This is a genomic window from Streptomyces sp. NPDC102437 (assembly GCF_044765565.1).
GTDB lineage: Bacteria > Actinomycetota > Actinomycetes > Streptomycetales > Streptomycetaceae > Streptomyces.
Window position 1 is genome coordinate 209,068 of the sequence record NZ_JBIWKI010000007.1, and the last position, 26,974, is coordinate 236,041.

18 protein-coding genes and 1 pseudogene are annotated in these 26,974 nt (G+C 73.4%); 6 read left to right on the forward strand and 13 right to left on the reverse strand.

What is annotated here, in order from left to right:
- Window positions 1–254: 254 nt before the first annotated feature.
- Window positions 255–4,586, reverse strand: coding sequence for a tetratricopeptide repeat protein (locus ACIRJP_RS11865; RefSeq protein WP_404171523.1), 4,332 nt, complete (start codon window positions 4,584–4,586; stop codon window positions 255–257).
- 38 nt (window positions 4,587–4,624) lie between these two features.
- Window positions 4,625–4,954 carry a CU044_2847 family protein gene (locus tag ACIRJP_RS11870; protein ID WP_383720481.1) on the reverse strand — a complete coding sequence of 110 codons (330 nt, stop codon included), beginning with the start codon at window positions 4,952–4,954 and terminating at the stop codon, window positions 4,625–4,627.
- Between the two features lie 169 nt (window positions 4,955–5,123).
- Here ACIRJP_RS11870 and ACIRJP_RS11875 point away from each other — a divergent pair, with 169 nt between their 5' ends.
- Window positions 5,124–6,146: a hypothetical protein gene (locus ACIRJP_RS11875; protein WP_404171527.1), complete on the forward strand. Its 1,023-nt coding sequence runs from the start codon at window positions 5,124–5,126 to the stop codon at window positions 6,144–6,146.
- A gap of 189 nt (window positions 6,147–6,335) precedes the next feature.
- Here ACIRJP_RS11875 and ACIRJP_RS11880 read toward each other — a convergent pair whose 3' ends face one another.
- The 9 genes from ACIRJP_RS11880 to ACIRJP_RS11920 form a co-directional block, all read right to left on the reverse strand.
- Window positions 6,336–6,701 (reverse strand): PH domain-containing protein, encoded by a 366-nt coding sequence (locus tag ACIRJP_RS11880; RefSeq protein ID WP_376625529.1) that lies wholly within the window; start codon window positions 6,699–6,701, stop codon window positions 6,336–6,338.
- Between the two features lie 155 nt (window positions 6,702–6,856).
- Window positions 6,857–9,454, reverse strand: coding sequence for an AAA family ATPase (locus tag ACIRJP_RS11885; protein ID WP_404171530.1), 2,598 nt, complete (start codon window positions 9,452–9,454; stop codon window positions 6,857–6,859).
- Complete coding sequence (locus ACIRJP_RS11890) at window positions 9,451–10,827, reverse strand: hypothetical protein (RefSeq protein WP_404171533.1); 1,377 nt, start codon at window positions 10,825–10,827, stop codon at window positions 9,451–9,453. Before ACIRJP_RS11890 ends, ACIRJP_RS11885 begins: the two co-directional genes overlap by 4 nt.
- Entirely contained in the window at window positions 10,817–11,494 is a 678-nt protein-coding gene (locus ACIRJP_RS11895) for a 4Fe-4S single cluster domain-containing protein (RefSeq protein ID WP_404171535.1), read from the reverse strand. The genes ACIRJP_RS11890 and ACIRJP_RS11895 overlap by 11 nt, the downstream gene beginning before the upstream one ends.
- Window positions 11,491–13,053, reverse strand: a complete 1,563-nt coding sequence (locus tag ACIRJP_RS11900) for a VWA domain-containing protein (RefSeq protein WP_404171538.1) — start codon at window positions 13,051–13,053, stop codon at window positions 11,491–11,493. The genes ACIRJP_RS11895 and ACIRJP_RS11900 overlap by 4 nt, the downstream gene beginning before the upstream one ends.
- Window positions 13,050–14,438 (reverse strand): hypothetical protein, encoded by a 1,389-nt coding sequence (locus ACIRJP_RS11905; RefSeq protein WP_404171541.1) that lies wholly within the window; start codon window positions 14,436–14,438, stop codon window positions 13,050–13,052. Before ACIRJP_RS11905 ends, ACIRJP_RS11900 begins: the two co-directional genes overlap by 4 nt.
- Window positions 14,435–17,092: a hypothetical protein gene (locus tag ACIRJP_RS11910; RefSeq protein WP_404171544.1), complete on the reverse strand. Its 2,658-nt coding sequence runs from the start codon at window positions 17,090–17,092 to the stop codon at window positions 14,435–14,437. Before ACIRJP_RS11910 ends, ACIRJP_RS11905 begins: the two co-directional genes overlap by 4 nt.
- A complete protein-coding gene (locus tag ACIRJP_RS11915) occupies window positions 17,086–18,294 on the reverse strand; it encodes a hypothetical protein (RefSeq protein ID WP_404171547.1) in 1,209 nt (402 codons plus the stop codon). The genes ACIRJP_RS11910 and ACIRJP_RS11915 overlap by 7 nt, the downstream gene beginning before the upstream one ends.
- A gap of 29 nt (window positions 18,295–18,323) precedes the next feature.
- Window positions 18,324–20,174, reverse strand: coding sequence for a hypothetical protein (locus ACIRJP_RS11920; protein ID WP_404171550.1), 1,851 nt, complete (start codon window positions 20,172–20,174; stop codon window positions 18,324–18,326).
- A 715-nt stretch (window positions 20,175–20,889) separates the two neighbouring features.
- Here ACIRJP_RS11920 and ACIRJP_RS11925 point away from each other — a divergent pair.
- The 5 genes and pseudogenes from ACIRJP_RS11925 to ACIRJP_RS11945 all read left to right on the forward strand — a co-directional run bounded on the left by ACIRJP_RS11925 (window position 20,890) and on the right by ACIRJP_RS11945 (window position 24,875).
- A complete protein-coding gene (locus ACIRJP_RS11925) occupies window positions 20,890–21,750 on the forward strand; it encodes a Gfo/Idh/MocA family protein (protein ID WP_404171553.1) in 861 nt (286 codons plus the stop codon).
- Between the two features lie 69 nt (window positions 21,751–21,819).
- Window positions 21,820–22,282: pseudogene (locus tag ACIRJP_RS11930) on the forward strand (MFS transporter); the annotation flags it as partial.
- 127 nt (window positions 22,283–22,409) lie between these two features.
- Entirely contained in the window at window positions 22,410–23,090 is a 681-nt protein-coding gene (locus ACIRJP_RS11935; RefSeq protein ID WP_404171556.1) for a 4'-phosphopantetheinyl transferase, read from the forward strand.
- An 11-nt stretch (window positions 23,091–23,101) separates the two neighbouring features.
- Window positions 23,102–24,244: a P1 family peptidase gene (locus ACIRJP_RS11940; protein WP_404171559.1), complete on the forward strand. Its 1,143-nt coding sequence runs from the start codon at window positions 23,102–23,104 to the stop codon at window positions 24,242–24,244.
- A gap of 79 nt (window positions 24,245–24,323) precedes the next feature.
- Complete coding sequence (locus tag ACIRJP_RS11945) at window positions 24,324–24,875, forward strand: hypothetical protein (protein WP_404171562.1); 552 nt, start codon at window positions 24,324–24,326, stop codon at window positions 24,873–24,875.
- Window positions 24,876–24,936: 61 nt separating this feature from the next.
- Here ACIRJP_RS11945 and ACIRJP_RS11950 read toward each other — a convergent pair whose 3' ends face one another.
- The gene (locus tag ACIRJP_RS11950; protein WP_404171565.1) at window positions 24,937–25,731 is read right to left on the reverse strand and encodes an acyl-CoA thioester hydrolase/BAAT C-terminal domain-containing protein; all 795 of its coding nucleotides are present in this window, start codon (window positions 25,729–25,731) and stop codon (window positions 24,937–24,939) included.
- A gap of 196 nt (window positions 25,732–25,927) precedes the next feature.
- On the reverse strand, window positions 25,928–26,812 hold the full coding sequence (locus ACIRJP_RS11955; RefSeq protein ID WP_266729173.1) for an SIS domain-containing protein: 885 nt from the start codon (window positions 26,810–26,812) through the stop codon (window positions 25,928–25,930).
- Window positions 26,813–26,974 lie beyond the last annotated feature (162 nt).

The following is a 26,974-nucleotide window of genomic DNA, read 5'->3' on the forward strand; positions in this document are numbered from 1 at the left end:
GACGACCCAGGCGCCGCCGCGGATCTCGACGCCGGGCTCGACGGCCAGGGTCCAGGCCGAGGTGGGCACCTTCAATACGGCGTGGTGGATGGCGTCGGTGATTGCGTGCCACCACCGGAATCGGTACGGATCAGGGTCCGGCGTCCGCGCCGGTACTTCTTCGGGAGCTGAGCCAGGGCAAGCTGGGCCGTGGTGATGTGGTCGGCGGCGGCGTTGCTGCCCGCGTTGCCGGGCCGCAGCAGGCCCGATCCGCCTCACTGGTGACGCGGGGACCGCGCCGCGCCGAGTGCGTACCAGAACGCGGCTTCCTCCTCCTCGCCCTCCGCGTGCGCGACGTCGCCCAGGAGTGTGAGCAGGGCGGCGGGGAGTGGGTGCGGGGGAGGGGGAGGTGCGGGGTTGGGGGGAGGAGACGGCGGAGGGCCGGTGTGGGGTTGCTGCGGCTCGTCCGGGGGTGTCGGCGGTGCGTAGAGCTCGCGGGCCCGCGACTGCTGTCCTTCGCTCGTCAGCAGCTCCGCGTACGTCTCGCGCGCCTCGGCCCCGGTTTCGGCGTCCGCGCACTCGATGGCCTGCTCCAGCCAGGGGTACGCCTCCTCCGGCCGGCCGTCCGCGGCCAGTACCCGGCCGAGCAGCAGCAGCGCCTGCGGGCGGTGCTCGGTGTCCTGCGAGTGGGCCAGCGGCAGCAAGGTCTGTTCCGCCTCGGGGAGCAGGCCCAGGCGGAAGAGGGTGCTGCCGAGGTAGCGCCGGGCCAGCGGGTCGACGGACGGGTCGCCTGCGGCGAGGGCGTCGGTCAGCAGGCAGCGGGCTGATTCGAGGTCGTTGACGGAACGCCGGACCACGCCGAGCAGCGCGCCGGCCCAGGGGGTCGTGCGCGGGTCCGTCAACTCCAGCACCGCCTGGAGAAGTTCTCCGGATGCCTGCACCTCCCCGGTGTCCAGCAGATACTCCGCCGCACGCAGATAGGCGAGAGCGAGGCCCTCCTCGTCGTCCGGGTCCTCCTCCCGGACCAGCAGTCGGCCCGCGGCTTCGGGCTCCCGGTGCAGCAACCGCACCGCCAGGTAGGCGCGTGCCACCTCGGTGACGTGGGACGGCTCGCCCCCGACCACGGTGCGCAGCAGCTCCTCGGCGGCCTCGCCCTCGCCGTCCTCGATCAGGCACTTGGCCAGGTGGAACCGCCCGAACTGGGAGGCGGCACCGGCGTCCGCCTCCGCCGCGGCCCGGAACTCGCCCAGCCCCTCCTCCCTCCGGCCCATGGCGACGAGCACCGTGCCCAGCACGGCGCGCGCCCAGACCACGGCCGTGGCGTCGTCCGCGTCGGCCACCACCCGCAGCAGGCTCTCCGCCCGCTCGTAGTCCCCGGAACCGGCGAGCATCCCCGCCAGGTCCATGCCGGCGATCAGCGACCACTGCGGATGCCCGGAGTCGATGGCGACGCGGTACGCGCGCTCGGCCTCCTCGACGCGGCCGTCCAGAGCGAGGAGGTCCCCGAGGAAGTCGGCCGCCCGGGGGCCCTGATGAGGGTGCGCGGAGTCGATGACGGCAGTCAGCAGGGCTGCTGCCGCCGCCCCGTCGCCCTTCTTGTTGGCGAGCAGGACCGCGAAGTCGACCTGGGCCGTCCGGGACCAGTGCTGGTGACCGGAGTCGATGGCGATGCGGTAGGCGCGCTCGGCGTCCTCGACGCGGTCGTGCAGGGCGAGTACCTCGCCGAGGACGGCGGCGGCGTACGGGCCCAGGTTGGGGTGGGCCGAGTCGACGACGGCGGTCAGCAGTTCCGTCGGCCGGGTCAGGTCCTCGTCCAGGGCCGCGAGCACGACGGCGAACTCGATCCGGGCCATCGCCGACCAGTCCGGATGACCGGTGGCGATCGCGCGCCCGAACCATTCCTCGGCGGCGGGACGATCGCCCTGGTTGGCGTACCACTCGCCGAGCCCGCAGGTCGCGCGCGGCCCGTGGCCGGGATGGCCGGAAGCCGCGGCCTCGTGCAGCAGGGCCATTCCCTGCTCGATCCGGCCCTGCGGGTGCAACACCACGGCCAGCAGGATCTTGGCGTACGAGTCGAGCAGGGGATTGCCCGAGGCGATCAGCTCCCGCAGGATCCGCTCGGCCTCCTCGGCCCGGCCGCGCACCATCAGCAGCTCGCCCAGGCCCACCTGGGCCAGCGGCACCGCGTGCGACTGCCCCCCGGCCAGCACCGAGCGCAGCACCTCCTCGGCGCGGTCCAGCTTTCCCCGGCCGGCCAGTACCCCGCCGAGGTTCGCCCGTGCCACCGCGGTGACCTGCCCCGCCATCGACTCGCCCATCGCCCGGGAGAGAGCCCACGGCTGCTCGACGGGCTCCGCCGTACCGCCGCGCGAAATGCCCGTACCCACAAGGGACTTGCCCCGGTCTGCACCCGCCTGCCCGGTCCGTACACCGGCGGCTTCACCGGCCCCGGTCAGCGCGTTGACCAGCTGCGCCTGTGCCCGGTGCGCCACCTCGTGGTCCCCGGCGGCGACGATCGACTCCAGCAGCCGCTCGGCCCGGTCGCTCTCGCCCTCCGCGAAGAGCAGGGCCGCGAGGCTGACCTGGGCCATCTGGGAGAGCTGGGGATCGAGGGCGCCCACGGCGCTCTCCAGCAACTGCCGCGAACGTTCCCGGTCACCGGCCATCATGAGGATCTCGGCCAGCATGACCTGTGCCAGCGGGACCACACTGTCCACGGTGGTGGCGGCGGCGCGTTCGAACAGGTCCGCCGCCGCCGTGAACTCCGCCCGGTAGAGATACATCTCGCCGAGCACCAGCATCGCCCACGCCGCGCCGTCCCGGTCGTCCGAGCTGTCCGCCACCCGCCGCAGCATCCGCTCGGCGGTCTCCGACTCGCCCCGGACCAGCGCCGTGTACGCGCTCGGCAGGAGTTCGGTGGCCGTTCGGCTGCCTGCCAGGTACTCCCAGGCGAACCGCGGCACCGCGGCCGAGGGATCGTCGTCGCGGGTGTCCAGGTACTCCGACATGTACGGAGTGCCGGCGTACTCCGCGGGACCGTCGGGAGCCCCGGTGCGGTGGAGCAGCGCGATGGTGCCCGCCACCGGTTCTCGGGCCCAGGCCAGACCGGTGCGGTACGTGCTCTCGTCGGCGTCCAGATCCGGGCGGTGCTCGGCCAGGTAGGCGGCGAACAGCTCCCGCAGCGCGGCCTCGGGGACCGGCTCGGCCACTCCCATGCGCAGCCAGTCCAGGGCCACCCTGGCCAGCGCCCACCCGGCCGGACAGCTGTCGATCCCGTCCGCGAAGCGCTGCTCCAGGCTGGGCGCGGCGACCATGAGTTCGCCGATGCCCCGGGCCGTGAAGTCCTCCTCGGGGTACGCCTCCCGGGCGGTCGCCGCGTCCTCGGGGGCGAGCAGCGACGGCAGTTCGACGGTGTTCGCCTTGTTCAGGACGGTGCGCGCGATACGGCCGATCTCGCTCTCCATCCCGGTCAGCGCGGCCCGTTGCGCGGCGGGGATCGTCGCCACGACGGTGACGGCCGGCTCCCGCCGGGCCAGCCGGTCCAGGATCTGCAGATCTAGGCCGCCCGGCCGGAGATAGCGGTGCAGATCGTCCAGCCAGAGCACCACCGGGTCGGATCCGGTGGGCAGCCGGAGCCGGCTGAGATCGTCCAGGACCCGGCGGCCCGAGTCGTCCAGGCGCGGCACGACCAGCCGGGCGCCCGGCACCGTACGGACCAGCGCCTCGTACAGGGTCCGGGACTTGCCCGCCTTCGAGCGCCCGGCCAGCACCACGAACCGCCGGTCCGCCAGGAGTTCGCGGAGCCGGTCGTCCTGGGCGCGGCGGGGTACGTACGGAGCGCCGGCCCCCGGATCGCCGCCTCCGGGGCCGCCGTACTTGGAGCGGGCCACCCCGATGTCGTACGGGTCCACCTCGTCGACCCGGGGGATTTCGCCCTCCCCGGTCAGCGGGACCCACAGCAGGCTCTCCAGCCGGTCCCGCAGCTCGGTGCCGCTCGCGCCCTTGACGTGCTGCCCGAGCTCCGGCCAGTAGCGGACGAGCGTCTCGACCTTGATCGCGTACGCGGTGCGCCGGTCCACCGAGGTCACCGTGTCGCGGGCGACCAGCATGCCGACGACGCCCCGGCTGTTGACGTCCCACACGGGGGAGCCGGAGAAGCCCTTCTCCAGTCCCCAGCCGGTGTGCGGGGCGGCCTCCACCTGGAGCCACTCGCTGCCCGCGTGGCCGATGATCTCGCCCCGCACCGGGACGCCCCGGCGCCGGTGCTCCTCGGGGTAGCCGTAGGCCCGGAAGCGGTGGTCCCAGGTGCCGGGGTCGGTGGTCCGCAGCGGGGCCGGCCGGGCCTCCGGGGGCGCGGGCGCACCGAGTTCCAGCACCGCGACATCGCCCGTCCCGTCCCCGGTGTCGGGATGCCAGCCGCCCGGCACCACGGAGGCGGGCAGCGGCTCGTGCCCGGAGGCGTACTGGAACCCTACGAAGACCGGTTGCTCGGGCACGTCCGGAGCCCTGCCGGGGCGTACGACATGGGCGCAGGTCAGCACGTGCCGCGGGGTGACCAGAATTCCGGCACCCACCGGGTCGCCGTGCCCGGTCCTGCGGATGCTCACCAACCAAGGCGGACGCTCCCAGTCGGGGGCCACCGGGTTCAGGCCGTGCGGTCCGGGGCGGGCCGGGTCCAGCGGACCTTGACCATGAAGTGGCCCTCCACCGCGGTCTTGGCGATCACCACGCCGGATTCGGCGTTGAACTTCATCCCGAATTCGATCTCGTACTCGTCCGGCCCCAGTGCCCGGACCGAGTCGACCACCGACCGGATCGCGGGCCGGGCCTGCGCGAGGGCGTCCTCCAGCCGACGGCCGGCCCGGACGACCTCGCCCGAATCCCGGGAGATCCGTTCGAGCCCCGGTGCGTCATCGGCCACTTCGACCTGTAGCGAGGCGCCGTCCGGTCCGTCGAAGGACACTACCTCGGTCATCAAGTCCCCTTGGTATGAAGGTGATTGAGCAGGCAAAGGAATTTCGGTGGGTCGATCATAATGGCCGCGACAGCGGATCGGCTCAGGATCCGGGGGATGCGATGATGCACCTTCGGTGCGGCCCGGGCGGGCCTCGCCGAGTCGGCGCACCCGGGGGACGGAGACCGTCGTGAACGATGCCGGACATGAGACCGCCGCGCTGGAGTACGCCGGGACGGGCGGGGCGAGCGGGACAGACAGGGCAGGCGAGACGGACGGGGCAGCCGGGGCGGGCGGGACGGAAGCCGCAGACGCGCTGCGGGAGCTCGGGCAGGCGTTCCGGCGGGCCGCTGCGGCGCTGAGCGAGGTCGACGGCGGTGCGGGCGGCGCCCATGCGCTCGCCTCCCTGTACGACCTGGACGAGGCACTGGAGGAGAGCCGTGCGCTCGCCGACGTGCTGCCGGGACTGCTGGCCGCCGCCATGCCCGGGGACCAGGTCGCGGCCGGCACCGAGGAGCTGATGCGACAGCTCGCCGAGGTCGCCGACCGGGTCGGGAGCGAACGCGCCGCGCTGGACGAGCTCGCCGCCGCCGAGGAGGAGCTGCGCGACCGGCTCGCCCGGCACGGGGCGCTGCGCCGACAGGTCGATGAACTGCGTCGTCTGGAACGGCTGGTGCTCGCCCTGGACGCCCTCCAGGAGCAGCAGCAGGTCATCGCGGACCGGCTGGCCGCCCTGCGGGGCCGGGACACCGGGGTCGACGAGGCGCTGCGCACCAGCAGCGACGCCCTGGTGCGGCTCTCCGACGACCAGCTCGCCGCTCTCGCGCCGCAGACCCGGCAGCTCCTCGAACGGGCCGCCGCCGCGCAGCACGCACTGGCCGCCGAGGAGCGCGAGAGCCACGACGCGGCCGCCGAACTCGCCCGGTCCGAGGAGCGGTTGGTGCAGATCCGGGACGCGTGCGGCGCACGGATCGCCTCGTTGCGGAAGTACGCGGCCGTCGACCGGGAGCTGGCCCGAGCGCTGGCCGCGCCCCGGGGGGCGGCCGCCGGCACCGGCACCGCTCGGCAGCGGCTCTCCCTGGCGGAGGTGGAAGCCGCCACCGCCGATATCGAGAACCGGCTCCACGCGGCCGACGAGGCGCTCGGGCAGGTACTGACGGAGCGCGAGGCCCAGGACCGCGAAGGGCGCTTCACCGTCCCGTGGGCCGGCTAGTACCAATCGCGGTTACCGGCAGGGCGGTTGTGAGCCCTGCCGGTGACTGCGGTGGTGTTCTGCTGTGTCCGTGGATCTCGGGGTGGGCAGATCGAGGCCCGGCGGAGCATGGGGGAGCGGAACCCTGGGAAGGTGGTGTGGTGCGCGTTCCGACTCGTGGGGAACCTAGGCCTGACGGCCGCCTGGCGGTCAGCGCGCGACGAACTGCGTCAGAATCGCCTGTACCTCATAGATGTTGACCCCCTTGGTGAAGGTCTTCTCTATCGGTGTCGCGCTCCCCGAAACCCAGATCTTCAGCTCGGCATCCAGGTCGAAGTGGCCCGCTGTTTCCACGGAGAAGTGCGTGATGCTGCGGTACGGCAGCGAGTGGTACTCGATCTTCTTGCCGGTCAGCCCCTGCTTGTCGATCAGGATCATGCGCCGGTCCGTGAGCAGGATGGCGTCCCGTATCAGCTGATAGGCGCCGTGGACCTGCTCGCCCTGGCCGAGCAGCCGGGCGTACTCCCGCGCCGCCTTGCCCGGATCGATGGTGTGCGCGTTGCCGAACAGTGCCACTGGGGTCCCCGTCTGTCGTCCTGCCGTTCTGTCTTTCGGTCGTTCAGTGAACGGGTGAGTCTGCAGGCGAGTTCCCCGGCGCTCCGCGGCTCCACTCGCAGTGGCCGAGGGTCTTGGCGAGGCCGATTGGTCCGGTCACCCACAGCAGAGTCCCGTCACCGGGACGGCGGGTCGGGGACGTCCTCGGGCAGGAACTCCGTGGGAACCGCCTGCCCGGCGTCGGCAGGGTCGTAGCGGGCGGCCATCCGGGCCTCCATGAGCTCCAGCAGACCGCGGACCGTGCGGGCGTTACCGAACTCGGCCGGGCCGGCCCGACGGGCCGCCTCCAGCCAGGCGGCGGCGCGCTCCGGCACACCGGGGGCCAGGGTGCAGCGCTCGCCGGCGGCCATCCGGCGCAGGATCTCGACCAGGTCGCCGATGCCGTAGTGCGGGAACTCCACACGTGTGGTGAAGCGGGACGGCAGGCCGGAGTTGGCGGCCAGGAAGACGTCGATCTCGCGGGGGTAGCCGGCCGCGATCACCACGAGGCGGCCCCGCCGGTTCTCCATCTCCTGGACCAGGGTGTCGATGGCCTCCTGGCCGAAACCTCCGTGCCGGGCGTCGCTCACCAGGCTGTACGCCTCGTCGATGAACAGCACCCCGTCCATCGCGTCCTGGACCGCCTGCCGTGTCTGCCGTGCGGTGTGCCCCAGATAGGCGCCGACCAGGGTGGCTCGCCCGGCCTCCACCACATGCCCCTTGCGCAGCAGGCCCAGATCGCGGAACATCGCCCCGGCCAGCCGGGCCACGGTGGTCTTGCCGGTCCCCGGCGGACCGGTGAACAGCAGATGCGGCGGGGCGAAGCCGTCCTGGCCCCTGGCCTGGCGCAGCCGCAGCCGCCCGGCCAGGTTCGTCAGCACCTCGCGCACCGCTTCGAGCCCCACGTACGCGTCGAGTTCGGCCAGCAGCTCCGCGGGGTCCGGCGCGGGACGTCGAAGGAACTCGCGGTAGCTCGCGGGCACGTCCTCGGGGGTGACCGGTTCGGCGACCCGGCCGCGCACCCGGCGGGCCCACCGCTTGAAGACGCTGTCGGCGAGGGTGCGCATGTCGCGGGCGTTGCCGAAGGATTCGCCCCGCACGTGGTGCATGCCCGTGATGATCTCCCGCAGCCGGTCCGTCGTCTCGTCCGAGGGCCGGCCGCCCCGCTCCGTCAACCGGCGCAGTGCGATGGTGTGCAGGGTGTCCGGCGGGTAGTCGGGGAAGCGCAGGATGTTGTCCTCGGCGAACCGGCTCGCCAGACCGGGGTTGGCGGCCAGGAACTCCGCCATCTTGTCCGGGTACCCGGCGACGATCACGACCAGCCGGGCGCGGTCGTTCTCCATGCGCGTGAGCAGCGTCTGAATGGCCTCGTCGCCGAACCCGTCGCTCTGGTCGCTCAGCCCGTACGCCTCGTCGATGAAGAGCACTCCGTCCAGCGCGTCGTCGATCGTGGCGTCGGTCAGCCCCGCCGTCTGACCGACGTAACCGGCCACCAGGTCCCGCATCTTCGCCTCGACGACATGCCCCCGCTCCAGCAGCCCCAGATCGCGGTAGAGCTCCCCGACCAGGCGGGCCACCGTGGTCTTCCCGGTGCCCGGGTTCCCGGTGAACACCAGGTGCAGGGACGGTGGTTCGGCATGTTCGGCCCGGCCGTCGGCGCGCAGCACCGCCATAGTCTCGACCTCGGCCCGCAGCTGCTCGAAGTGGTCCCGGACCACGTCCAGTCCGTCCATGGCCGCCAGCCTCTCCCACGGACCGCGGGCGTCGGCCGGGGCGACGGCCGCGCCCGCCTCACGCACCACCGCCGTGCTCAACGCGGAGCCCGGCGAACCGGCCAGCTGCTCCAGCGTCGCCATCCAGTTGCGTGCCTTGCGCGGATGGGTCGCCATGGCCCGGACCATCGTGTCCAGCTCGCGCCAGTCCTCGATCCGCAGCCCCGTGCGCAGCCGCACGGCGTGGATCAGCCGCTCTGTCTCGGCCGCCTGCGGATAGTCGATCCTGGCGGTGCCGGGCCGTCCCGGCTGCCGGGCCTGCTGGCGTACGTACGTCTCCAGCAGCGGATAGTCGTGGCACGCCTCCACGAACCGGGCCACGTCCTCCAGCGTCGTCCTCGAGAAGACCAGCACCCACAGATTGCCGTTGTCGTGCTGTGCGGCCCAGTTGGCCATGGCGCCGGCCAGCGGCCGGGACGCCCGGTTGTAGCGCAGGTAGTTCTCGGCGTGCGGGACGACGACGGCCGTACGGATGTCACGCTGCCTCAGGCAGTCGACCAGCGTCATGACGGCGAACGGATCGGACAGCGCCGATGCCGGACGGGGTGGACCGGCGGTTTCCCGGCGCGGTCCGGCAGCGGCCTCGGCGGCGGGGCCGGGGCCGGATGCGCCGGTCACCCGGAGGTTGCCCATCGGGCCCCGCATGCCCGGGGTCCGCATGGTGCGCGGCCCGGGGGCCGGAAGCTGTTTCCGGGCCGGGGAGCTGCGGGACAGGTCGCGTGAGGCCGCGTCCCGGAAGTACAGCGGATGGTCCGTCGAGCTGAACACGATCCGCTCGTAACCGGCGACCCGCAGCCGCCGCCACAGCACCTGCTCCAGGGTGCACACCTGGTAGGCGCTGTCGACGAAGACATCGCTCACCCCCGGCCCGTAGAAGATGGTGAACGGCTCACCGCTGCGCAGGTCGGCCCCGCCGAACCGTTCCACGACCGGCCCGGAGAGGGCGAACGGTCCTTCGGTCATGCGCCGCCCTCCGCAGGACGCCGCGGCTGTTCGCGGTGGCGAGCGATGTCGGGCAGCCTCGGGTCGGGCACTCCCGGTTCGGACACCGGCGCCGCCGGCACCGGATGGCCGTCGTCCTGGATCGCCCGGCTGACCATCTCGGCCCGGTCGTGGAGCTCGGCCTCGGCGGTGGTGTCGTGGTCGTACGACAGCACCCGCACCACGTGCTGTCCGGAGTCCCGGTCGGTCTGCGAGATGTCGAGGACGATCTCATTGCCGTTCGCGTGGCGGAGCTTGGCGTAGTAGGAGCCGCGCGGGTCCGATCCCTCGTACTCGCCGTCGACGAATTCGTAGTACGCCATCCCGGACAGGGCCTGGGTCACCGCGTCCGCCAGGTTCACCCGGATCTGCGAGGACAGATGCCGCAGACACGCCTGCCCCACGGTGTCGCCGAGCGCCTTCTCCAGCCGGGGCGCCTCCTCCTCCCGCAGCCGGCGCAGCTCCGCCGTGCCGGTCCGGTCGTCGCGGGCGCCCGCCAGCCCCTGTTCGGTCTCCTGCCGCAGCCGGTCCACCTCGCCGTCCGACCAGTAGTCGACGTCCACCGTGTACCCGTCCAGCGGCTGCCCGTCAGGACCGACGACCGGCTGGATCCGGCTGCCCTCGATCTCGTTGGCCACCGTGACCAGGGCGTCGATCGCCGCGATCTGCGCCGTGCAGCGCTCCAGCTCCCGCTGCTCGGTCTCCGCCCGCAGCTCGCTGAGCGAGTGGTACGTCTCCTGCGCCATCGCCAGCGCCGCGTCGAACCTGCCCTGCGCCGCGTTCTGCTCCGCCGTCGTAAGCCGGCCCGTCAGCCGGTCGAGCTCACCGGGCGCGTACCGCTCGTGCAGCCCCGCAGCGGTGATCGCCCCGGCCATCGCCCCGGCGTCGGACAGCCAGGCCGCAACCAGTTGCCCGGCCCGCGTCCGGTCCTCCTTCCACCACTCGATCTCCGCGGACAGCCGGGCCGTCTCGGCCCGTCGCTCGGCGCGTTCGGCCGCGATCGCCCGCCGGGTCCGCTCCTGCTGCTCGGCCAGCCGCTGCCGGGTCTCCTGCCGGATCTGCCCGGCGGACGCGGCCAGCTCCCCGCGCAGTTGCGCGGCTTGCCGGCCGAGTTGTCGCGCCGTGTCGGCCTCCAGCAGGCGGGTCTGCTCGCTCAGTTCCCGGACCACCGACTCGTGCCGCTGCTGCCGCTGCTCGACCTCGGTGAACACCCGGTCCAGGTCGGCGGCGGTCTGCTCCCGCACCGCGTCGACGAGGCGGGGGACGCTCCGCTTCACCTCCTTCAGCTGCTGCGCCTGGCGCTGGATGCGGTACCACTCCGACTCGTCGACCTGGATGCGCTTCCTACCGCTCATGGTGGGGTTCCCGTCCTTCGGATGCGTGGGGAGGTACCGGGCCGGCCATCCGGGCGCGAACGGCGTCGACCGCGTGGTCGAAGGCGCCGATCAGGCCGGGCGGAGGCACCCCGACGAGCAGCGCCTCCGGGCCACTGACGGCGATCTCGGCGGCCCGGGGCCGGCCCACGAAGTCGTAACCGCTGTCCGCGTACCGTGCGGTGAGCAGATGGACGCGCTGGTTGGAGCTGCCGCGCAGCCCCCGTCCGTCGTCCAGCGCTGCCACGTACGGCCCGTCGATCAGTACGTCGGTCTCGTCGAGGAGTTGGCGTACGCCGGGTCCTGACGGCCGGCTCCGAAGCCGTTCCAGCCGGTGACCGGTGAAGCAGATCACCGACACGTCCCGGACCGCCTTCGCCGCCCTCGCCACCTCGGCCAGCCCGGCCGCCTGCGCCATCGGCTCACCGCCGGAGAACGTCAGGCCCATCACGCGCTGATCGGCCAGCAACTCCTCGGCCAGCTCCAGCGGTTCGGCGATCCGGGCCGGCCGGAAGGGAATCCAGTCCGGCGCCATGCACCCGGCACACGACAACGGGCAGCCCTGGACCCACAGCACGGACCGCACCCCCGGCCCCAGGACCTCGGTGCCGACCCGGGTCGCCGCCACGTTCAGCGCGGTGCCGGTCACCGGGGCCACCCGGCGGCCGGTGCGGGGCCCGGGTCGGCGACATAGGTGAACGACATGCCGCCGACGACGACCCTGCCGCCCGGGGCGCAGGTGGCGACGGTCCCCCGGGCGGTGGAACCGTCCGGTGTGTACCAGATGCGCAGATCGGTCCGCGGCCCCTGCTCCGTGGACCGGCGCCTGCCCACGACCCGGCCGTGCCCGCCCACCGCCGGCGGCCCGAGCACCCCTCGGCGCCCCGCCAGCACCACACGGTCCGGCAACTGCTCGCCGAACGCGGGCGCCACCAGCAGCACACCGTGCAGCAGCGGCCGGTTGATCCGCCGCCACCACAGCCACGCCCCGAGCGCCACCAGCACCAGGGCCGCCGCCAGCGCGGGCAGCAGGACCACCGAACCGGCGGTCGCCCGCAGCGGCACCGCCGTCCGCTCGACGTGCACCGCGCGGGGTATGCCGAGACCGACGTCCGGGGCGAGCGGCCGCTCCCACGCCGAGCCGACCCGGCCGGTCAGCCGCAGCGTGGCATCGGCGTGTTCGGTACGCCGGTACGGCAGAGGGCCCCCCGCCAGCCGGCCGGTCAGCCGCACCTCGAAGGTGCGGGACTCGCCCGGTTCCAGGGTCACCCGGCCGGGCAGTCCGGCGATCGCCACGGACGGACCGGTCAGGGAGGCCCGCAAACCGTCGACGGTCAGCGGCAGATGGCGGGTGGTGGACCGCAGGGTGAGCTTCGCGGTGGCCGAACCGCTGCTGAGATCGGTCCCGCCGCTGACCTGCCAGTCGGCGCGCACGCCCCGGTCCGCGTCCCCGTCGAGCAGCCCGGCAGCCTTGCGGGCCCGCGCGCGGTCGCCCGCGCGCGCCAGGTACCCGCCGAGGTCCTGGATGCTCTGCGGCCGGAGCACCGAGGTGTCCTCGACGACCCTGCCCAGCAGATCGGCGCCGGTCGCCCCGCTGCTCAACGGAAGCGCGTATCCCGCGAGTTCGGTGCGGGCGGTGAGGGCCTGCGCCCGCTGGTGCAACTGTGTCCAGGGCGCGCCCGAGGCGGTGGGGTAGCGGGAGCCGCGCGGCGGATGGTGCTCGCCGTCGGTGAGCAGCACGACCGAGGCCACAGGGGCGGCGCCGTCCCGCCCGAGCTCGGTCAGCGCTGCGTTCAGCGCGGCGCCGATGTCGGTGTCACCCGCCGGATCGGGCCTGGACGGCAGCGACGCGACGATCCTCGCGGTGTCCCCGGCCGCGCCGATGTACCGGGGTTCCGGCCGGGAGTCGAACGTGAACAACGCGACGTGGTCCTTGGGGGTGAGGCCGTCCAGGAAGCGGCGCAGGGTCGAACGCACGGTGCTGTAGCGTCCGCCCTGCGCCATCGAACCGGAGGTGTCCACGAGGATCACATGGTCGCCCGGCGCCTCGTCCAGCGCGAGCGCCCGGTAGATCTCGGCGCGGGTCGGGTCCTGACCGCCCGGTGCCGCGTGCGCGGCCGTCACCGGCGCGGCCAGCAGCGCAGCCGTGAGCACGACGGCGCATCCGCGCCCGAACCGGAACGCCCACGACGGGCTGATGTGCTTCACAGACGCACTCCCTTGGGATCGGTCCTGAGATCGGTCGGCAGTCCACCGAGCGGGAATTCCGCGGGCGCCCCCGCGTCCAGCGGACATAGCACCAGCCGGGCCGTCCCGTCCACGGCGAGGCGGACACCCAGATGGAAACCGTCGTCCTCGGCGCCACCGGGCAGCGCCACGGTGCGCACCGGCACGCTCACGGCGCCCTCGGGATCGCGCACCCGTACCTCCACGGGCCGCCCGGCCACGGCTCCCGCCGGCCCGGTCCGCACCCGCAGCCGCTCCCCGCCCACCTCCGCGAAGACCGCCGCGCCGCCCGGCTCCAGGAGCCCGGCCCCGCAGACCAGCAGCTCCTGGTTCTCCGGCCGCCCCGCCACGGTCCGATGGGCGCCCACGCACACGGCGTACGGATAGCGGTCCGCCGGGTCGGCCAGGCCGGCCGCGACGAGCGCGGCGCCGTACACCGCGGCGAGCGCGGGGTCGGTGCCGGCGGGCAGTGGCACCAGGGGCCACCCGCCGCCCGTCAGATGCCGCAGCAGCGGCGCGAACCGGGCGGTGCCGCCCACCGCGACCAGCCCGCCGACCGCCGCCCGCGCGGCTTCTTCAGCAGGAGAGGCTCCGTCGACGGGAGCGGGGGCGGCGTCGTCCAGCGCTTCGGTCGTCGTCAGGTCCAGTCCGGCCGTGAGCCGGCGCAGGGCCAGGCGGATCGTGCCCGCAGTGATGTCGTGCCCCGCCACGCGGTGGACCGCGGTGGCGTCGTAGCGGTCCGGGTTGCGTTCGGCGCGGTCGAGGGCCAGGTCCAGACGGAGCGCGGCGCCGTCCTCGGCCCGGAGCCCGGCCAGCACCCGGCGGCCCGCCTCGTCGCAGGGCAGGCCCGCCTGCGCCAGGAGAGCCGCCTCGAAACCGGCCCCGTACCCGTCCGCGGGCGCGTGCCGGGCGGACCCGGCGACCGCGACCGCGCCGGCCGTCACCACGCACACCGACACCTCGGCCGCCGCCGCACCGAGGTCGCACACCATGTACCGGCCTGCCGTCGCCGTCCCCGCGTGCCGGAGGAGGGCCAGCACGGCGTGCGGGGTGCTCAGGACGCTCGGCGGCGGCGTCCGGCCGGTCTTGTGCAGACCGGCCGACGCGTCGGCCCCGTGGCCCGGCGGCCCGGACCGGTCCGGCCGCCGAGCGACGATCACCAACCGGTCCGGGACGCCGTGCTGCCCGACGTACGCGGAGTAGGCCGCGTGCAGGGCGGCGTCACGCCGGCCGTCCTCCCCGACTGGAACCGGCAGGCCCTCGCCGGGGACGGCCCCCGGCAACTCGACGAGCTCCGGCGCCCCGTGCGCGCCGACGCGGGCGATCCGGGCGTACCGGGAGCCGATGTCGATGGCGACGGCGCTCACGGACGCCCCCGGTTCTTGAACCGGCCGAGGAGCCCGCGGCGCTGGTCGTCCGCCTGGTACTGCTGGGCGACGGTCCGGTCGTCGGGGTGCTCGGGGTACCCGGTGGCCGGCTGTTGAGGCTGCGGCGGCGGAGGCGGCGCGGCCGGAGCGGCGCCGGGGACGGGCCCGGCGGCCGGGTTCGGCGGCGGACGGTACGCGTGCCGCTGGGGCGGCCAGTCGTGGCCGGGGGCGGCGGCGCGCAGCGCACCGAGGATGCGGCGGTGGCGGTTCTCCTCGTCGGCGCTGTACCGGACCAGCCGGTCGCGGACCTCCCGGTGGAACGGGCTGCTGCCCAGCGCCTCGTACACCGCGAACCCGAGACCGGGCAGCCGCTGGTCCAGCTCCGTCGTGAGGTCGAAGGCCCACCACGCCCCGAAGTCCCCGATGAGCGAGGCGATCTCGTCCAGCAGGGGGCCGGAGAACCGGCGGTCGGGGCAGGCGTCGGCGATGATGCGGCTGAACTCGCTCACCTCGGCGCGGCCGCGGGCGGCGACCCGCAGCCGCTGTACCGGGCGCAGCCATCCCAGGCCGCTGCGGTAGGCCAGGCTGTCGACCAGGTCATCGGGGAGATCGATACCGACCCAGCGGGAGTAGTCGGCCGAGGCGAGCCGCCGGGCCAGCCCGTCCCGCACGGTGGCCTCGGTGCTGGGCCGCCGGCGGATCCACCAGGACAGCACCGTCCAGGAGTTGCCGGGGTCCGGCTCGTCGCCGAGCAGCGCCTCGACCACCCGGTCCTTCAACGCGGGGTCGCCCTCGGTCCGTCGTGCGATCGTGGCTGCGTAGGCGTCGAGAACGGCGGGGTCGGCGGAGAGCCGCCGCAGCCGGGACATCGACAGGGCGAGCCGGGAATCGGCGCCGTTCAGACCGGCCAGCACCCGCAACAGGTCGGCGTCGGCGGCCGCTTCCGGCAGCAGGTCCGGCGCCCCGGGCGGCAGCAGGGCGTCCAGCAGCGCCAGTACGTCACGCTGCCCGCCACTGCAGACGGCCTGCCGCAGGACGTCCCACATCAGGCCGAACACGCCCGGCCGGCCGTGCTGACGCGCGGTCTCCAGAGCGATCCGCCACGCGTCCTCGTGCGCCGAGGCGAATTCGGCGGCGTCGCCCGGAACGACCTCGCCCGGACCGGTCTGCCCGGTCAGGACCCCGGCGAAGCGCAGCCAGCCGGGTCTGTGTTCGACGCGGACCTGCCCGGCGAGCGCCACCAGGCGCGACAGCGGCCGCAGGTCGCGGACCCGGTCGCCCAACAGCACCCGCAGCCAGGCCGTCCCGGCCTCCCGCGAGTCGACCAGGATGCGGTCGACCGCCTCGGAGGTGTGCCCGAACTTGCTCTCCACCATGTACGCGAGCGACCCGACCCAGGCGGGGTCGTAGCTCTCGGTGGCCGCCAGAACGGTGAACAGCCGGTCGAACGCGCCCGGATGCGGCGCCTCAAGACCGCGCAGCAGCTCCAGGTACGCCCTGGCCAGTGTGAGCGTCTCCTTCGACGCCGCGTGCGAGACGACATCGGCGGCCAGCAGGTCCGGGACCCGCGGTGTCCAGTGCCGGGTCAGCACGGCCAGCGCGGCCGCGCCGTCCGGACGCCGGGCGCACCCGGCCAGGAAGGAGACGAGGATCCCGAGCCGTTGCTCGTCCAGGGACCCCGCTGCCTGCAGATCCAGCAGCCGCTGTACGTCGTCGACCCTGCCGCGGCCCCGCCGGATGTCGTTCAGCACGGAGTCCAGCAGGTCCAGTTCCTGGAGGACGCGTACCGCCGTGCCGGGCTCTCGCAGCGGGACGGCGGCGGTGGCGGCGAGCAGATGGGCCACCACGTCGGTGGTCGACTCCCGTTTCGCCCGCACCCGCAGCAGCTCGGCGAGGTAGGTGCGGGCCGCTTCGCCCTGCGGGGCCGGCGGGCGGCCGGTGCGCAGCGCCACTTCCTGCTGCCCGGTCCGCGCGGCGGCGGCGAAGACCAGCCGCAGACCGTGCTCGGCCTTGCCGGTCCAGGTGGCGCCGCTCAGCCAGGCACGGCAGCCGTACGGCAGCAGCGAGCAGACGGCGTCCAGGATCCGGACCCGCTCGGCGACGTCGGGGACGGCGGCGCCGGGCGGCGGAGTGATCACCAGCTGGTGGCCGTCCAGCAGCAGGGCGGCCGTCCCGGCGGCCCACTCGAAGCCCAGCCTGTCCACGGTGCCCGCCAGTTCGGTGGCGGGGGTGCGCACCGGGGTCACGGTGGCGGCCCGGGGAACGGAGTCGGACGCGGCCAGGGAGACGGCCCGGTCCAGCGCGGTCCAGGTCACCCCGGCGCGGCTGGCCGCACTCCATTCGAGCAGCAGCAGCCGCCAGGTGTAACTGGGCCTGCCGGTGCCGTCCTTGGAGCCGTCCCAGCTGGTGTCCACCACGGCGCAGACCGAACCGGCCTCCTTCTGCGCGCTGCTGAGGAACACCCGCCAGGGCAGGCCGCTGGCCGGTTCTCGCGCGTCCGGTGTCCCGGTGGTGGCGCTCCACAGATAGCGCTGCGCGCGGGTGCTCGGCAGGCTGCCGGCCAGCACCTCGTACCCCATGCTCTGGCCCGGGTGCTTGCCCAGGACCGCCCACTCGGCGGGCAGTCCCGCGGCGCCGGACCGGTCGCTCACCACGGCCGCCGCCTGCGCGCGGCCGTCCGGATCCGGCTCTCCAGCTCGGTCAGCGGTTCCAGGACGTTGATGGGTACGGGGGAGGTGCGGATCCGGGGGACGTGGTCGACGGTCTCCACATTGAGGTAATTGCGGTAGTCGAAGATGTGCTGGGGGTTGAGCCGGAAGCCGATCGCGGAGGAGACGTAGTACGAGATGCGCTGCGGGTGGAAGAAGTTCAGCAGCCCGTCCCGTACGAGCCGGGCGTTGGAGCCCCGGAATTCGTCGCACAGCCACTGGAAGTAGTGGGCGGCCTGCTCGGCGGGCACCCGGGGGAGCCGGGAACCCACGGAGTCCTGCGTCACCCAGCCGGCCTCCACCGCCGGGCGGAACACCTTGGGGTCGTCGAACTTGGTGACGCAGACGGAGACATGGTGCGGCAGCCGGTTGCGGTGGAGCCGGCCCGCGTTGCGGACCCGGGTGTTGAGCTCGTTGAGCATCGAGTAGAGGAAGTCGAAGCTGTTGGTCGACTGCTCGCCGTCGAGCAGCGGGTCGAAGAGGTAGATCAGCCCCTGGGAGCGGGTCAGCTGGTCGAGGACCCGGGGGCGCAGAGCGTGCTCGACGTCCCTGCCGTACACCTCACCCGCCACGTCCTGGACCTCCAGTACGAAGCCCACGTCGCGGCGCTTGCGGAACGAGGCGTTCGCCGTCTCCTCGCCCTGGAAGGACCAGGACAGCGACCGCACGCCCACGGTGGCCTCCGGGAACACCCGGTCGCTGGCCAGCTGGGTCACACCGGAGGTGAGGAATTCGTTGGACTCCGGATTCATCCCGCTGATCACCCAGTTGGGGCGGCCCTGGCGCTGCTGCTGCATCGCGGCGATGGGCATCGCGGCCAGATATGACGTCTTGCCCGAGCGCGGTGCGCCCCACAGCGCGATGCGGATCCGGTCGTTGCCGGCGGCCGCCATGCCGCCGGGGGGCCTCGGGACCTCCTCCGGTTCCAGGGAGCCGTCGAATCCGGAGTACGAGGGCTGCGAGGCGGGGTGGTCGGGGTAGTACTCGGTCCCCGTCTCCTCCGGGCGGGCGGCGGACCGCGGAGCGGGATCGGGCCAGTGCAGGGTGGTGTCCTCCGAGAAGGAGCGGGGCGGCTGCGGGTCCTCCGGTGCGGAGGGGGAGCCCGGGTCCTGCGGGTCCTCGTTGGGGTCGTAGTACGGAACGGACATGGTGTTTCTCCTCGTACCGGAACGGCGGATCACAGCAGGGGAGTGGCCAGGGCCAGGCGGCAGGGCGGGCCGTCCCACCGCCATGCGGGGGCGAGGGCGTCGGCCACGGCGGCCGCGCTGTCCTTGCCCCGGAGGAAGGGACGGCCGGCGGAGAGCGTGTCCCACGCGGCGGCGGTGTAACGCTGCACGGGACTCGCGGGGCCGTCCACGTGCGGCTGGGCACGGTCCAGCCGTGCCATGACCCGGACTCCCCGGGCCCGCAGGCTGTCCAGATCGGTCCGCCAGTCGGCGCCGAGCGGACAGGACGGCACCACATCGTGCTGCTCGGGCAGTCCGGGCGGGCGGCGGCCGACGATCAGTACGGCGCGCTCGGCGCGGGGGTGCGGGGCGTTCTTCGTACCGGCCATGGTGAGCCGGACCTTTCGGAGCGCGTCCTCCAGCGAGGAGGCGGTGTCCTGTTCACGCCGCGCGGGCCGCCAGCCGGCCAGGGCGGACCGGGCGGCCGCCGCGGGGCCGGGCGGCACCGTCAGCAGCAGCACGGAGCGCGGGGTGTAGCTGTTCTCGTGGACGACGTGGTCGTAGTGGCCCACGACGCCTACGCGCAGGCTCCGGCCGGAGCCGGGGCGGCGGGCCAGGGCCGCGATGAATTCCTGGGCGAACGCCAGCCGTTCTGCGGTCTCCGCCGGTTCGGCACCGCTCATCTCCACGGTGAGGACGACTTCCAGGGCGGGGGGCCGGATGATGCCGCGAGGAAGGCGGCCGACCAGCGCGGAGACATCCGCCGGGCGGTCGACGGTGGCGCCGTCCGTCGCCCCGCCGTCCAACCGTCCGGCCGCCTGGCGGCTCGGCGCCCCGGTGTCCGGCGCGCCGGCATCCGGCCCGGCCAGCGTCACTTCCCCCGGGCCGCGCAGCACGAAAGCCAGCCGCGCCGGGGCGAACGCGGTGAGTGCGGTCTGCCGGGCGGACAGCACCACCGTTCCCGAGCCGTCCCGGCCCGCGGCGGCCAGCACGGGCAGTACCACCGGTACCCGGTCGGCGGGCCCGCCGAACACGGTGATCTCCGCGGTCGCGGTTTCCCCGGGCCGGAGCCGGGAACCGGCGGGAAAGAGCACGTGGGTGTGTGTGCGAACCGCGCCGGTCCCCTGGTCGACCCGGGCGAGCAACAGCGTGTGGTCGGCCCGCAGCGGCGCGGTGCGCAGCGCCTCGCGCACCGCGTCCCGGGTGTGCGTGGTGTCCGTCCCGGGCGCGCCGTCCGGTGCGGCGGGCGCCGGGCCGATCTCGGCCCTCGGCGGGTACGCGGCGCGGAGCAGGGCCGCCGCCCGGTCCAGCAGGGCCCAGCCGGAGCGGCGGTTCAGCAGCACGATCGAGCGGGCGTACGGGGGCGGGACGAATTCCCGGAGCCACCGCATCACCGCCGTGTCGAAATCCCGGCGGCCTGGTACCGGGAGAGTGCCGATTCCACCCGCGAGCTGGAATCGGAGAAATTCCGGACGCGGGTCGAGCGACGGAACGGCCGAGGTCCACTCCGTGGTCCCGGCGTCGGTCTGCCGGGGTATTCCGTACGTGTCCGTGACGGCCTTGATCACGTTTATGCAATCGGGAGTGAATTCGACGAACAACAACGCGTCGACGCGGCCGTCGATCAGGTCGGCGAGGGCCTGCCCGCCCTGCGCGGAGTCATGCGCCGGGAGCTTTTCCGGGTAAAGGGGCCGCGGCTGCCGAGTCCGCTCGCCGGGCTCCGCCGGCCCGCCCCGCAGCAGCGACGCGGGCCGCGCCGCGCCGTCGTCGTCGGCGAAGGCCAACTTTGCCGCCCGTACGTCCCAGGCGTGCTCCGCCGCCCGCAACGCGGAGGTGGCGGACTCCTGTTCCGCCTCGGTCATTTCCCCCAGGACCGGATCCCCGTACATCCGCCATCCGCAGAGCACGCAGAGAGCCGCGCCCTCGCCCTCGTCAGGTGTTCCGCAGACCGGACATCCTCGTTCGATCCTTCCGGTCAATGACCCCTACCCCCTGATCGCACGGTCGGCCGACCCAGTGAGGACCTGGTCGCGCGCTGATCACCGTTCGGAACAGTTGCCGGCCCGGCCGGTTCGGCCCGGTCCGGTTCGCTCCGGTCCTGTCCGCACGCATCCCCTTGCACAGGGACGCCGACTCGAATAGCGCGGTTCCGGAGGCTTCATGCTGGCATAGGGCGAGCGGAATCCGTGAGGGTTTGGATGCGAAGAGTCAGTAGAACTATTTCCGGGTTCGAAACGGCTTGAAACAGGCGCGCAATATATTCTCATCCCCGCAAAATGTTTCATTGATCAAAAGTGTCGCCTTGGTCCCATTTGACCGGGTTGGATGTGGCGCCGAATGAGGCGGAACGAGAGCGGGGCAGCCGGTCGAGGGGCCTGTGGCCTGCTCTTCGACGGGACTTCGGACGCCTGGACGGCTGTGCGAAACTCGACCGTGCGCCGCGCCGAGCCGGCCGGGCCCCCGGCACCCCGTAAGCCAGGTTCTGGTCAATCGGGTGCGGTGGGCCGCTGCGGGGCGGCCCCGGCCATGATCCGCCGGACAGGCCCGAGCCTGTCACCTCGAAGGGAAGCTCTCCGGATGCGCATCGGGATCGTCGGCACCGACAACAGCCATGTCGACCAGATCGTCCGCCACCTCAATGTCGAGAAGGCCGATGGAGAAGCGCGCGTCGTGGCGCTCAGCGGTGGGCGCGGCCGGCGCAACGTCACGCTGGCGCGCGCCGGAGGGATACCGGCGATCGTCGACGAGCCGGCCGGCCTGCTCGGGCTGGTCGACGCCGTCGTCGTCGCGGACCGGGACGGCGCGAACCACCGGGACCAGGCGGTCCCCTTCCTGGCGCAGGGCCTTCCGGTCTTCGTCGACAAGCCCCTCAGCCGCACCGTCGCGGACGCCCGGGTCATGATCGACACCGCACGCGCTCACGGCGCGCCGCTCACCTCGTCCTCGGCGCTCCGCTGGATCCCCGACACCGAGGCGCTGGTGGCCCGGTCCGCGCCGGGAGGCCGGCCGGAGCTGGTCGTGGTGTCCGGGCCCGCCGATCCCGCCGGCGACCACGGCGGAATCTTCTTCTACGGCATCCACGCGGTGGACATCGCCCTCCGGCTCGCCCCCGGCGAGATCTCCGGCGTACGGACCGACATCACCGGCACCACGGTCGTCGCATCGTTCATCGCCGGTGACACCCGCGTCGTCGTGAACCTCGTCAAGCCGGGCAGCGCGGATCAGATCCCTTTCCATGCAATGACGTTCACCCGGCAGAGCATGGTCCAGCAGACCCTGACCCCGGGCGCGGACTACTGCCTGCCCGGCCTTCACGTGTTCCTGGAGATGGCGCGCACCGGCACGCCGCCGATCGCCTACGGGGACCTGCTGCGCCCCATCGAGGTCCTGGAGCCGGTCGCAACCGCCGTGCGCGAGGCGTCCGCCACCGCCCGCTGAGCCGCGCGCGCCATGGCGCCCGGCCCCGGGGGCGCTGCGCCGCGATGCCCGCCGGGTTACCGGCAGGGGAAGCGGCGTCGCAGGCTGAGCATGCCGGCTCGCGTGACGGTATGGATGGGCTGCGCGATGGTGTTCGGCACGGTCACCGAAGGCGCCATGAACGACTGGTCCGCGCTCTACATGAAGGACGTGGTCGACGCTGCGTCGGAACTGGCGCCCATGGGCATCGCGGTGGTCTCGGTCATGATGGTGCTGGCCCGCGTCTTCGCCGACGGCTGGCGCAGCCGCTGGGGCGACGGGCGCATCGTCCGCGTCGGCGGCGTGGTGGCCGGTGCCGGGCTGGCACTCGCCCTGCTGGCCGGCGGTGTCGTGCCGACGCTGACCGGCTTCGCCTGCGTCGCCCTGGGTGTCGCGGCCGTGAGGGGGCATGGGCGCCGTCGCCGCCTCGGCGATCCTGGTGTCCCTGTGTGCCACACAGATCCGCTGGCCGAAGCTCGCCGACTCCCGGGCCGTCCCGGCTCCCGAGTCCTGAGTCCTGAGTTCCGGGCCATGAGTTCCGGGCCATGAGGTCATGTGCCCAGGGCTCCGTGGCCACCGGGCGGTTGGGCGAGCTCCGCGCACCAGGCAGGATGGTGCTGTCCAGCCGGTAAGAGGAGATCATGATCGAGAAAATTCTGCCGTCCCGGGTAGCCGTGGCAGAGGCGTTCTCCGACCTGCCCGATGCCGCACTCCTGCCCGGAGAGGAGCAGCTGACCCGCGGATTCGTGGCGAAGCGCCTCGGGGAGTTCGTCACGACGCGTCACTGCGCCCGCCGCGCCCTCGGATCGCTGGGCATCGCCCCCGTCCCCATCCTCAAGGGCGAGCGCGGTGCACCGCTCTGGCCGCAGAACACGGTCGGGAGCCTGACCCACTGCACCGGCTACCGGGCTGCCGCCGTGGCCCACCGGACGGACCTGCTCACCGTCGGCATCGATGCCGAGGGCGACGCGCCGCTGCCCGGCGACGTGCACAGCAGCATCGCGCTGGTGACGGAGCAGCGGCGCGAGCGCGAACTGCGCCTGGAGCAACCGGGGATCAACTGGGACCGTCTGCTGTTCAGCGCGAAGGAGGCCGTGTACAAGGCCTGGTTCCCGCTCACCCACCGCTGGCTGGGCTTCGAGGAGGCCGACATCGAGCTCCGCCTCGACGGCAGCTTCACGGCCGAACTGCTGGTCTCCGACCTGGAACCGGCGGCCGGGACGGGAGTGAGGGCGGTCCCCGACCGTTTCAGCGGCCGCTGGCTGGCCGAGGGCGGGCTACTGCTCACCGCGATCGTTGTCGGGAACCACCCCGCACCGTAACCTCTGTCCGCATGAGCGGAGATCACCCGGGTGAAGAGCGCAGGCGCGCACGTGGGTTGGGCATTCCCCTGACCGGTGAGCCCGGGAGGTGGAACGCGATCACGGATGTGCCGGGCGTCGAGGTCGGATACGTCACCCTCGTCGACGGCGACGACGTACGCACCGGAGTGACCGCGCTGCTGCCGCGCGGCCGGGAGGGTGTGGGCACCCCCTGCGCGGCCGGCTGGCACTCGTTCAACGGCAATGGTGAGATGACCGGCACCGCGTGGATCGAGGAGACCGGCTCGCTGGCCGTTCCGGTGGTCATCACCAATACGTACGCGGTCGGCCCGGTGCACCGGGGAGTGGTCGAGTGGGTGCGCGCCAACTGTGTGGGCATGGCGCCGGAGTGGCTGCTGCCGGTCGTCACGGAGACCTGGGACGGCCACCTCAACGACATCCACGGCTCGGCCGTGGAGTCCCGTCACGCGGGGGAGGCGATCGGGGCGGCGGCGTCGGGCCCGGTCGAGGAAGGATGCGTCGGCGGCGGCACGGGCATGCGCTGCTACGGCTTCAAAGGCGGCTCGGGGACCGCGTCACGTGTGGTGGAGTACGGCGAGGACCGGTACACCGTCGGAGCCTTCGTCCAGGCCAACTTCGGCGCCCGGCGCGAACTGGTGGTGGCCGGTGTGCCGGTGGGGCGCGAGCTGACCGACCCTGTCGGGGCGACGGCCCCCGAGGCGGCGCCCGACGGGGAGCGCCCGGTGCCGCCCGGCGCGGGCTCGGTGATCGTGGTCGTGGCGACCGACGCCCCGCTGCTGCCGGGTCAGTGCAAGGCGCTGGCCCGCCGGGTGACGCTCGGCCTGGCCCGTACCGGCACTACCGGCAGTCACTTCTCCGGGGACCTGTTCCTGGCTTTCTCCACGGCCAACCCGTCCGCGTTGACCAGTACGTTTCCCGAGGACGACGGCAGCGCGCCGTACGAGTCGATGCGGTTCGTGCCCTGGGGCCGGATGGACCCCTTCTACTGCGCGGTGGTCGAGTCGGTGGAGGAGGCGGTGCTCAATGTGCTCACCGGCGCGCACCCGATGACCGGCCGGGCCGGCCACCACGTCCCGGCCCTCCCGCTGGACCGGGTGAGCGGACTCCTGGCGGCGCGAGGAGCGGTTCCGTAGCCCGTCACCGGGGCGGTTCACAGGTGTTTCGGGGCGGGTTCGTTGGCCCGGTACAGGTTCGTCGGCCATACTGCCCGCCGTGGAGCAGCGCATAGATCCGAACACTCAGCCCGGATACGCCGCAGGGACAGACCCGGCGTTCATCCCCGGTCTCACGGCCCCCGTCAAGGCCGGCAAACCGGACACGAGCCTGGAGCAGCCAGACTTGGAGCAGACAGAACCGGAACAGGCGGAGCAGGAACAGCCGGAGCGGGAAGCGGCGCAGGAGGGAGCGGCCGACGCCGCCGCCCCCGACGACGGCGACGAGGCGGAGGCCGTGTCCGATGCGGCCGACGACAAGGAGGCGGCGGACGGCCCCTCCTTCGAGGTGAGCGACCGTCGCGGCTCGATCACCGCGGACCGTGCGGGAGTCCGGTTCCGGCTGGATGACCAGGAAGCCGATTTCCGGTGGGACGAGATCGGCGCCGTCGAGGTGAAGCTGCCCCGGTTCGGCCGCCGGTTCACCGTCACGGTCCACATGTCGACCCGCCGGTGGTTCAACGCCGAGGTCGAGGCGCCGGCCAGGAGCAGCCTCAAGGAGTGGGCGGCGGAACTCGACGAGGTTCTGGACGCCTACTTCGAGGAGTCCTGACCCGAGGGCCGTGTGGGCGAGGCCGGCGGCCCCGTCCCGCCCGCCGGCCTCCGCACGGTCCTCAGGCCGGGCCGTGCGTGCCGCGCAGCGCGTCGAGGATGTGCGGCCAGGCGGCCGACCCGAGCGCCGCGTCCGCCGCGGCCGATCCTCCGTACCGGAACTGCGCGGAGGCGGGCGCCGGGCCCTCGCCGGGCAGCCGCGGACGGTGTCCCGCGTCGGGGCTGCCGACGACCCGTACGGGCAGGCCGGCCGCTCTGCGGCGGTCGGCCAGCTCCTCGGCGCAGGGCAGCGAGGGCCACATCTCGTCGTCGCCGCCCGCGACCAGGACGAGCTCGGCGCCGGACCTCTCCACCGGGATCCTCGCCGCGTCGACCCGGTCGGCGAACGTGCGCCGGCTCTGCTCGTACCAGCCGCGAACGGCGACCGGACCGCCCTCGGGCCGTGCGGGCGCGGGTGCCCAGGAGTCGTCGTAGGGGACGAACGGCAGCGGCTCACCGCGCCAGGTCCAGGAGGACCGGCACGGCCGGTCCTGTCCATCGGTTCCGGGCCCGACGTTCGCCCAGGTGAGGGACGTCGGCGAGAGCGCCACCACGGCGTCCACGCCGGGCAGGAGCACCGACAGGTGCAGAGCGGCCTCCGCGCCCTTGGACGTACCGAGGACGCCTGTCCGCCGCGCGCCGCCCGCGCGCAGTACCTCGATCGCGGGCTCGAACGTCTCCAACGGGACCTCGCAGATGCCCGGAGGCTGTCCACAGCCGCCGAACCAGCGGATCGACAGGGCGGCCATGCCCTCCCGGGCCAGGAGCCGGCACCGCTCTTCCTCGATCCGCCCGCTGGACCCGGAGAGCACGAGCACCCCGACCTCCGGGTCGCCGTCCGGTCCGTGCTGCGGCCTGGCGAGGAACCCCTCGCGAACACCCCGGTGAAGGGCTTCGCGAGGGGTCCCGGTTCCGTGAGCAGCCCCGGGAGCAGCTCCGCGAGCGCCTTCGGCGGGATCGCCTTCGCAGGGACAGGGATCGCCGAAGGTGTGCTCGATGATGCGCACCGGCCGGTCAGGCGTCCGTGAGTACGACGGAGCGGGTCAGGTGGCGGGGGCTGTCCGGGTCCAGACCACGGGCGGTGGCACGGGCGATCGCCAGACGCTGCACGCGCACCAGGTCGGCCAGCGGGTCCAGGCCGCTCTCCACCCAGCGGGCGCCGGTCGCCAGCACCTGCTCCGCGAGCCCCTCGGGGGCGGTGCCGAACATCCAGGTCGCGGTGCCGGCGGTGGCGATGCTGATCGGGCCGTGGCGGTACTCCATCGCGGGGTACGACTCGGTCCAGGACAGCGACGCCTCCTTCATCTTCAGCGCCGCCTCGTTGGCGAGCCCCGCCGTCCAGCCGCGGCCGAGGAAGGTGAACTGGGTGCACTCCACCAGACCCTCGGGCAGCGGCTCGGCCAGCGCGGTCTCCGCGTCGCGCACCGCTTCCTCGGTGTGCAGACCGAGGTGGGCGCGGAGCAGGGTGAACGCGGTGGTCGCGAACCGGGTCTGCACGACGGACTGCTCGTCGGCGAATTCGAGCACGACGACATCGTCGGCCGCCGTCATGACCGGGGTGTTCGGGTCGGCGGTGATGGCCACGGTACGGGTGACACCACGGAGCCGGTCGAGCAGTTCCAGTACCTCGGTCGTGGTTCCCGAGCGGGTGAGGGCGACGACCCGGTCGTAGCCGCGGCCGAACGGGAACTCCGAGGCGGCGAAGGCGTCGGACTCGCCCTGACCGGACCCCTCACGGAGCGCGGCGTACGCCTGAGCCATGTAGAACGAGGTGCCGCAGCCGACGACCGCGATGCGCTCGCCGGTGGCGGGCAGTGCGGCCGACTGCGTCTCGGCCAGCTCGGCGGCGCGACGCCAGCATTCCGGCTGACTGGCTGTCTCGATCTCGACAAATGACACTTCTGCACTCCGTACTCGTAGTGGGATGCTCGTTTACGCACGTTATACGGGTTGTGCGAGCATTATCAAGCATCCTGCGTGCAGGAAGCTTGACTGGGCGGAGCCTTGTGCGACGCTTGCGCGTGTCCGGTGACCGTACCCAAGGGGATGGGTGCCCGAAGC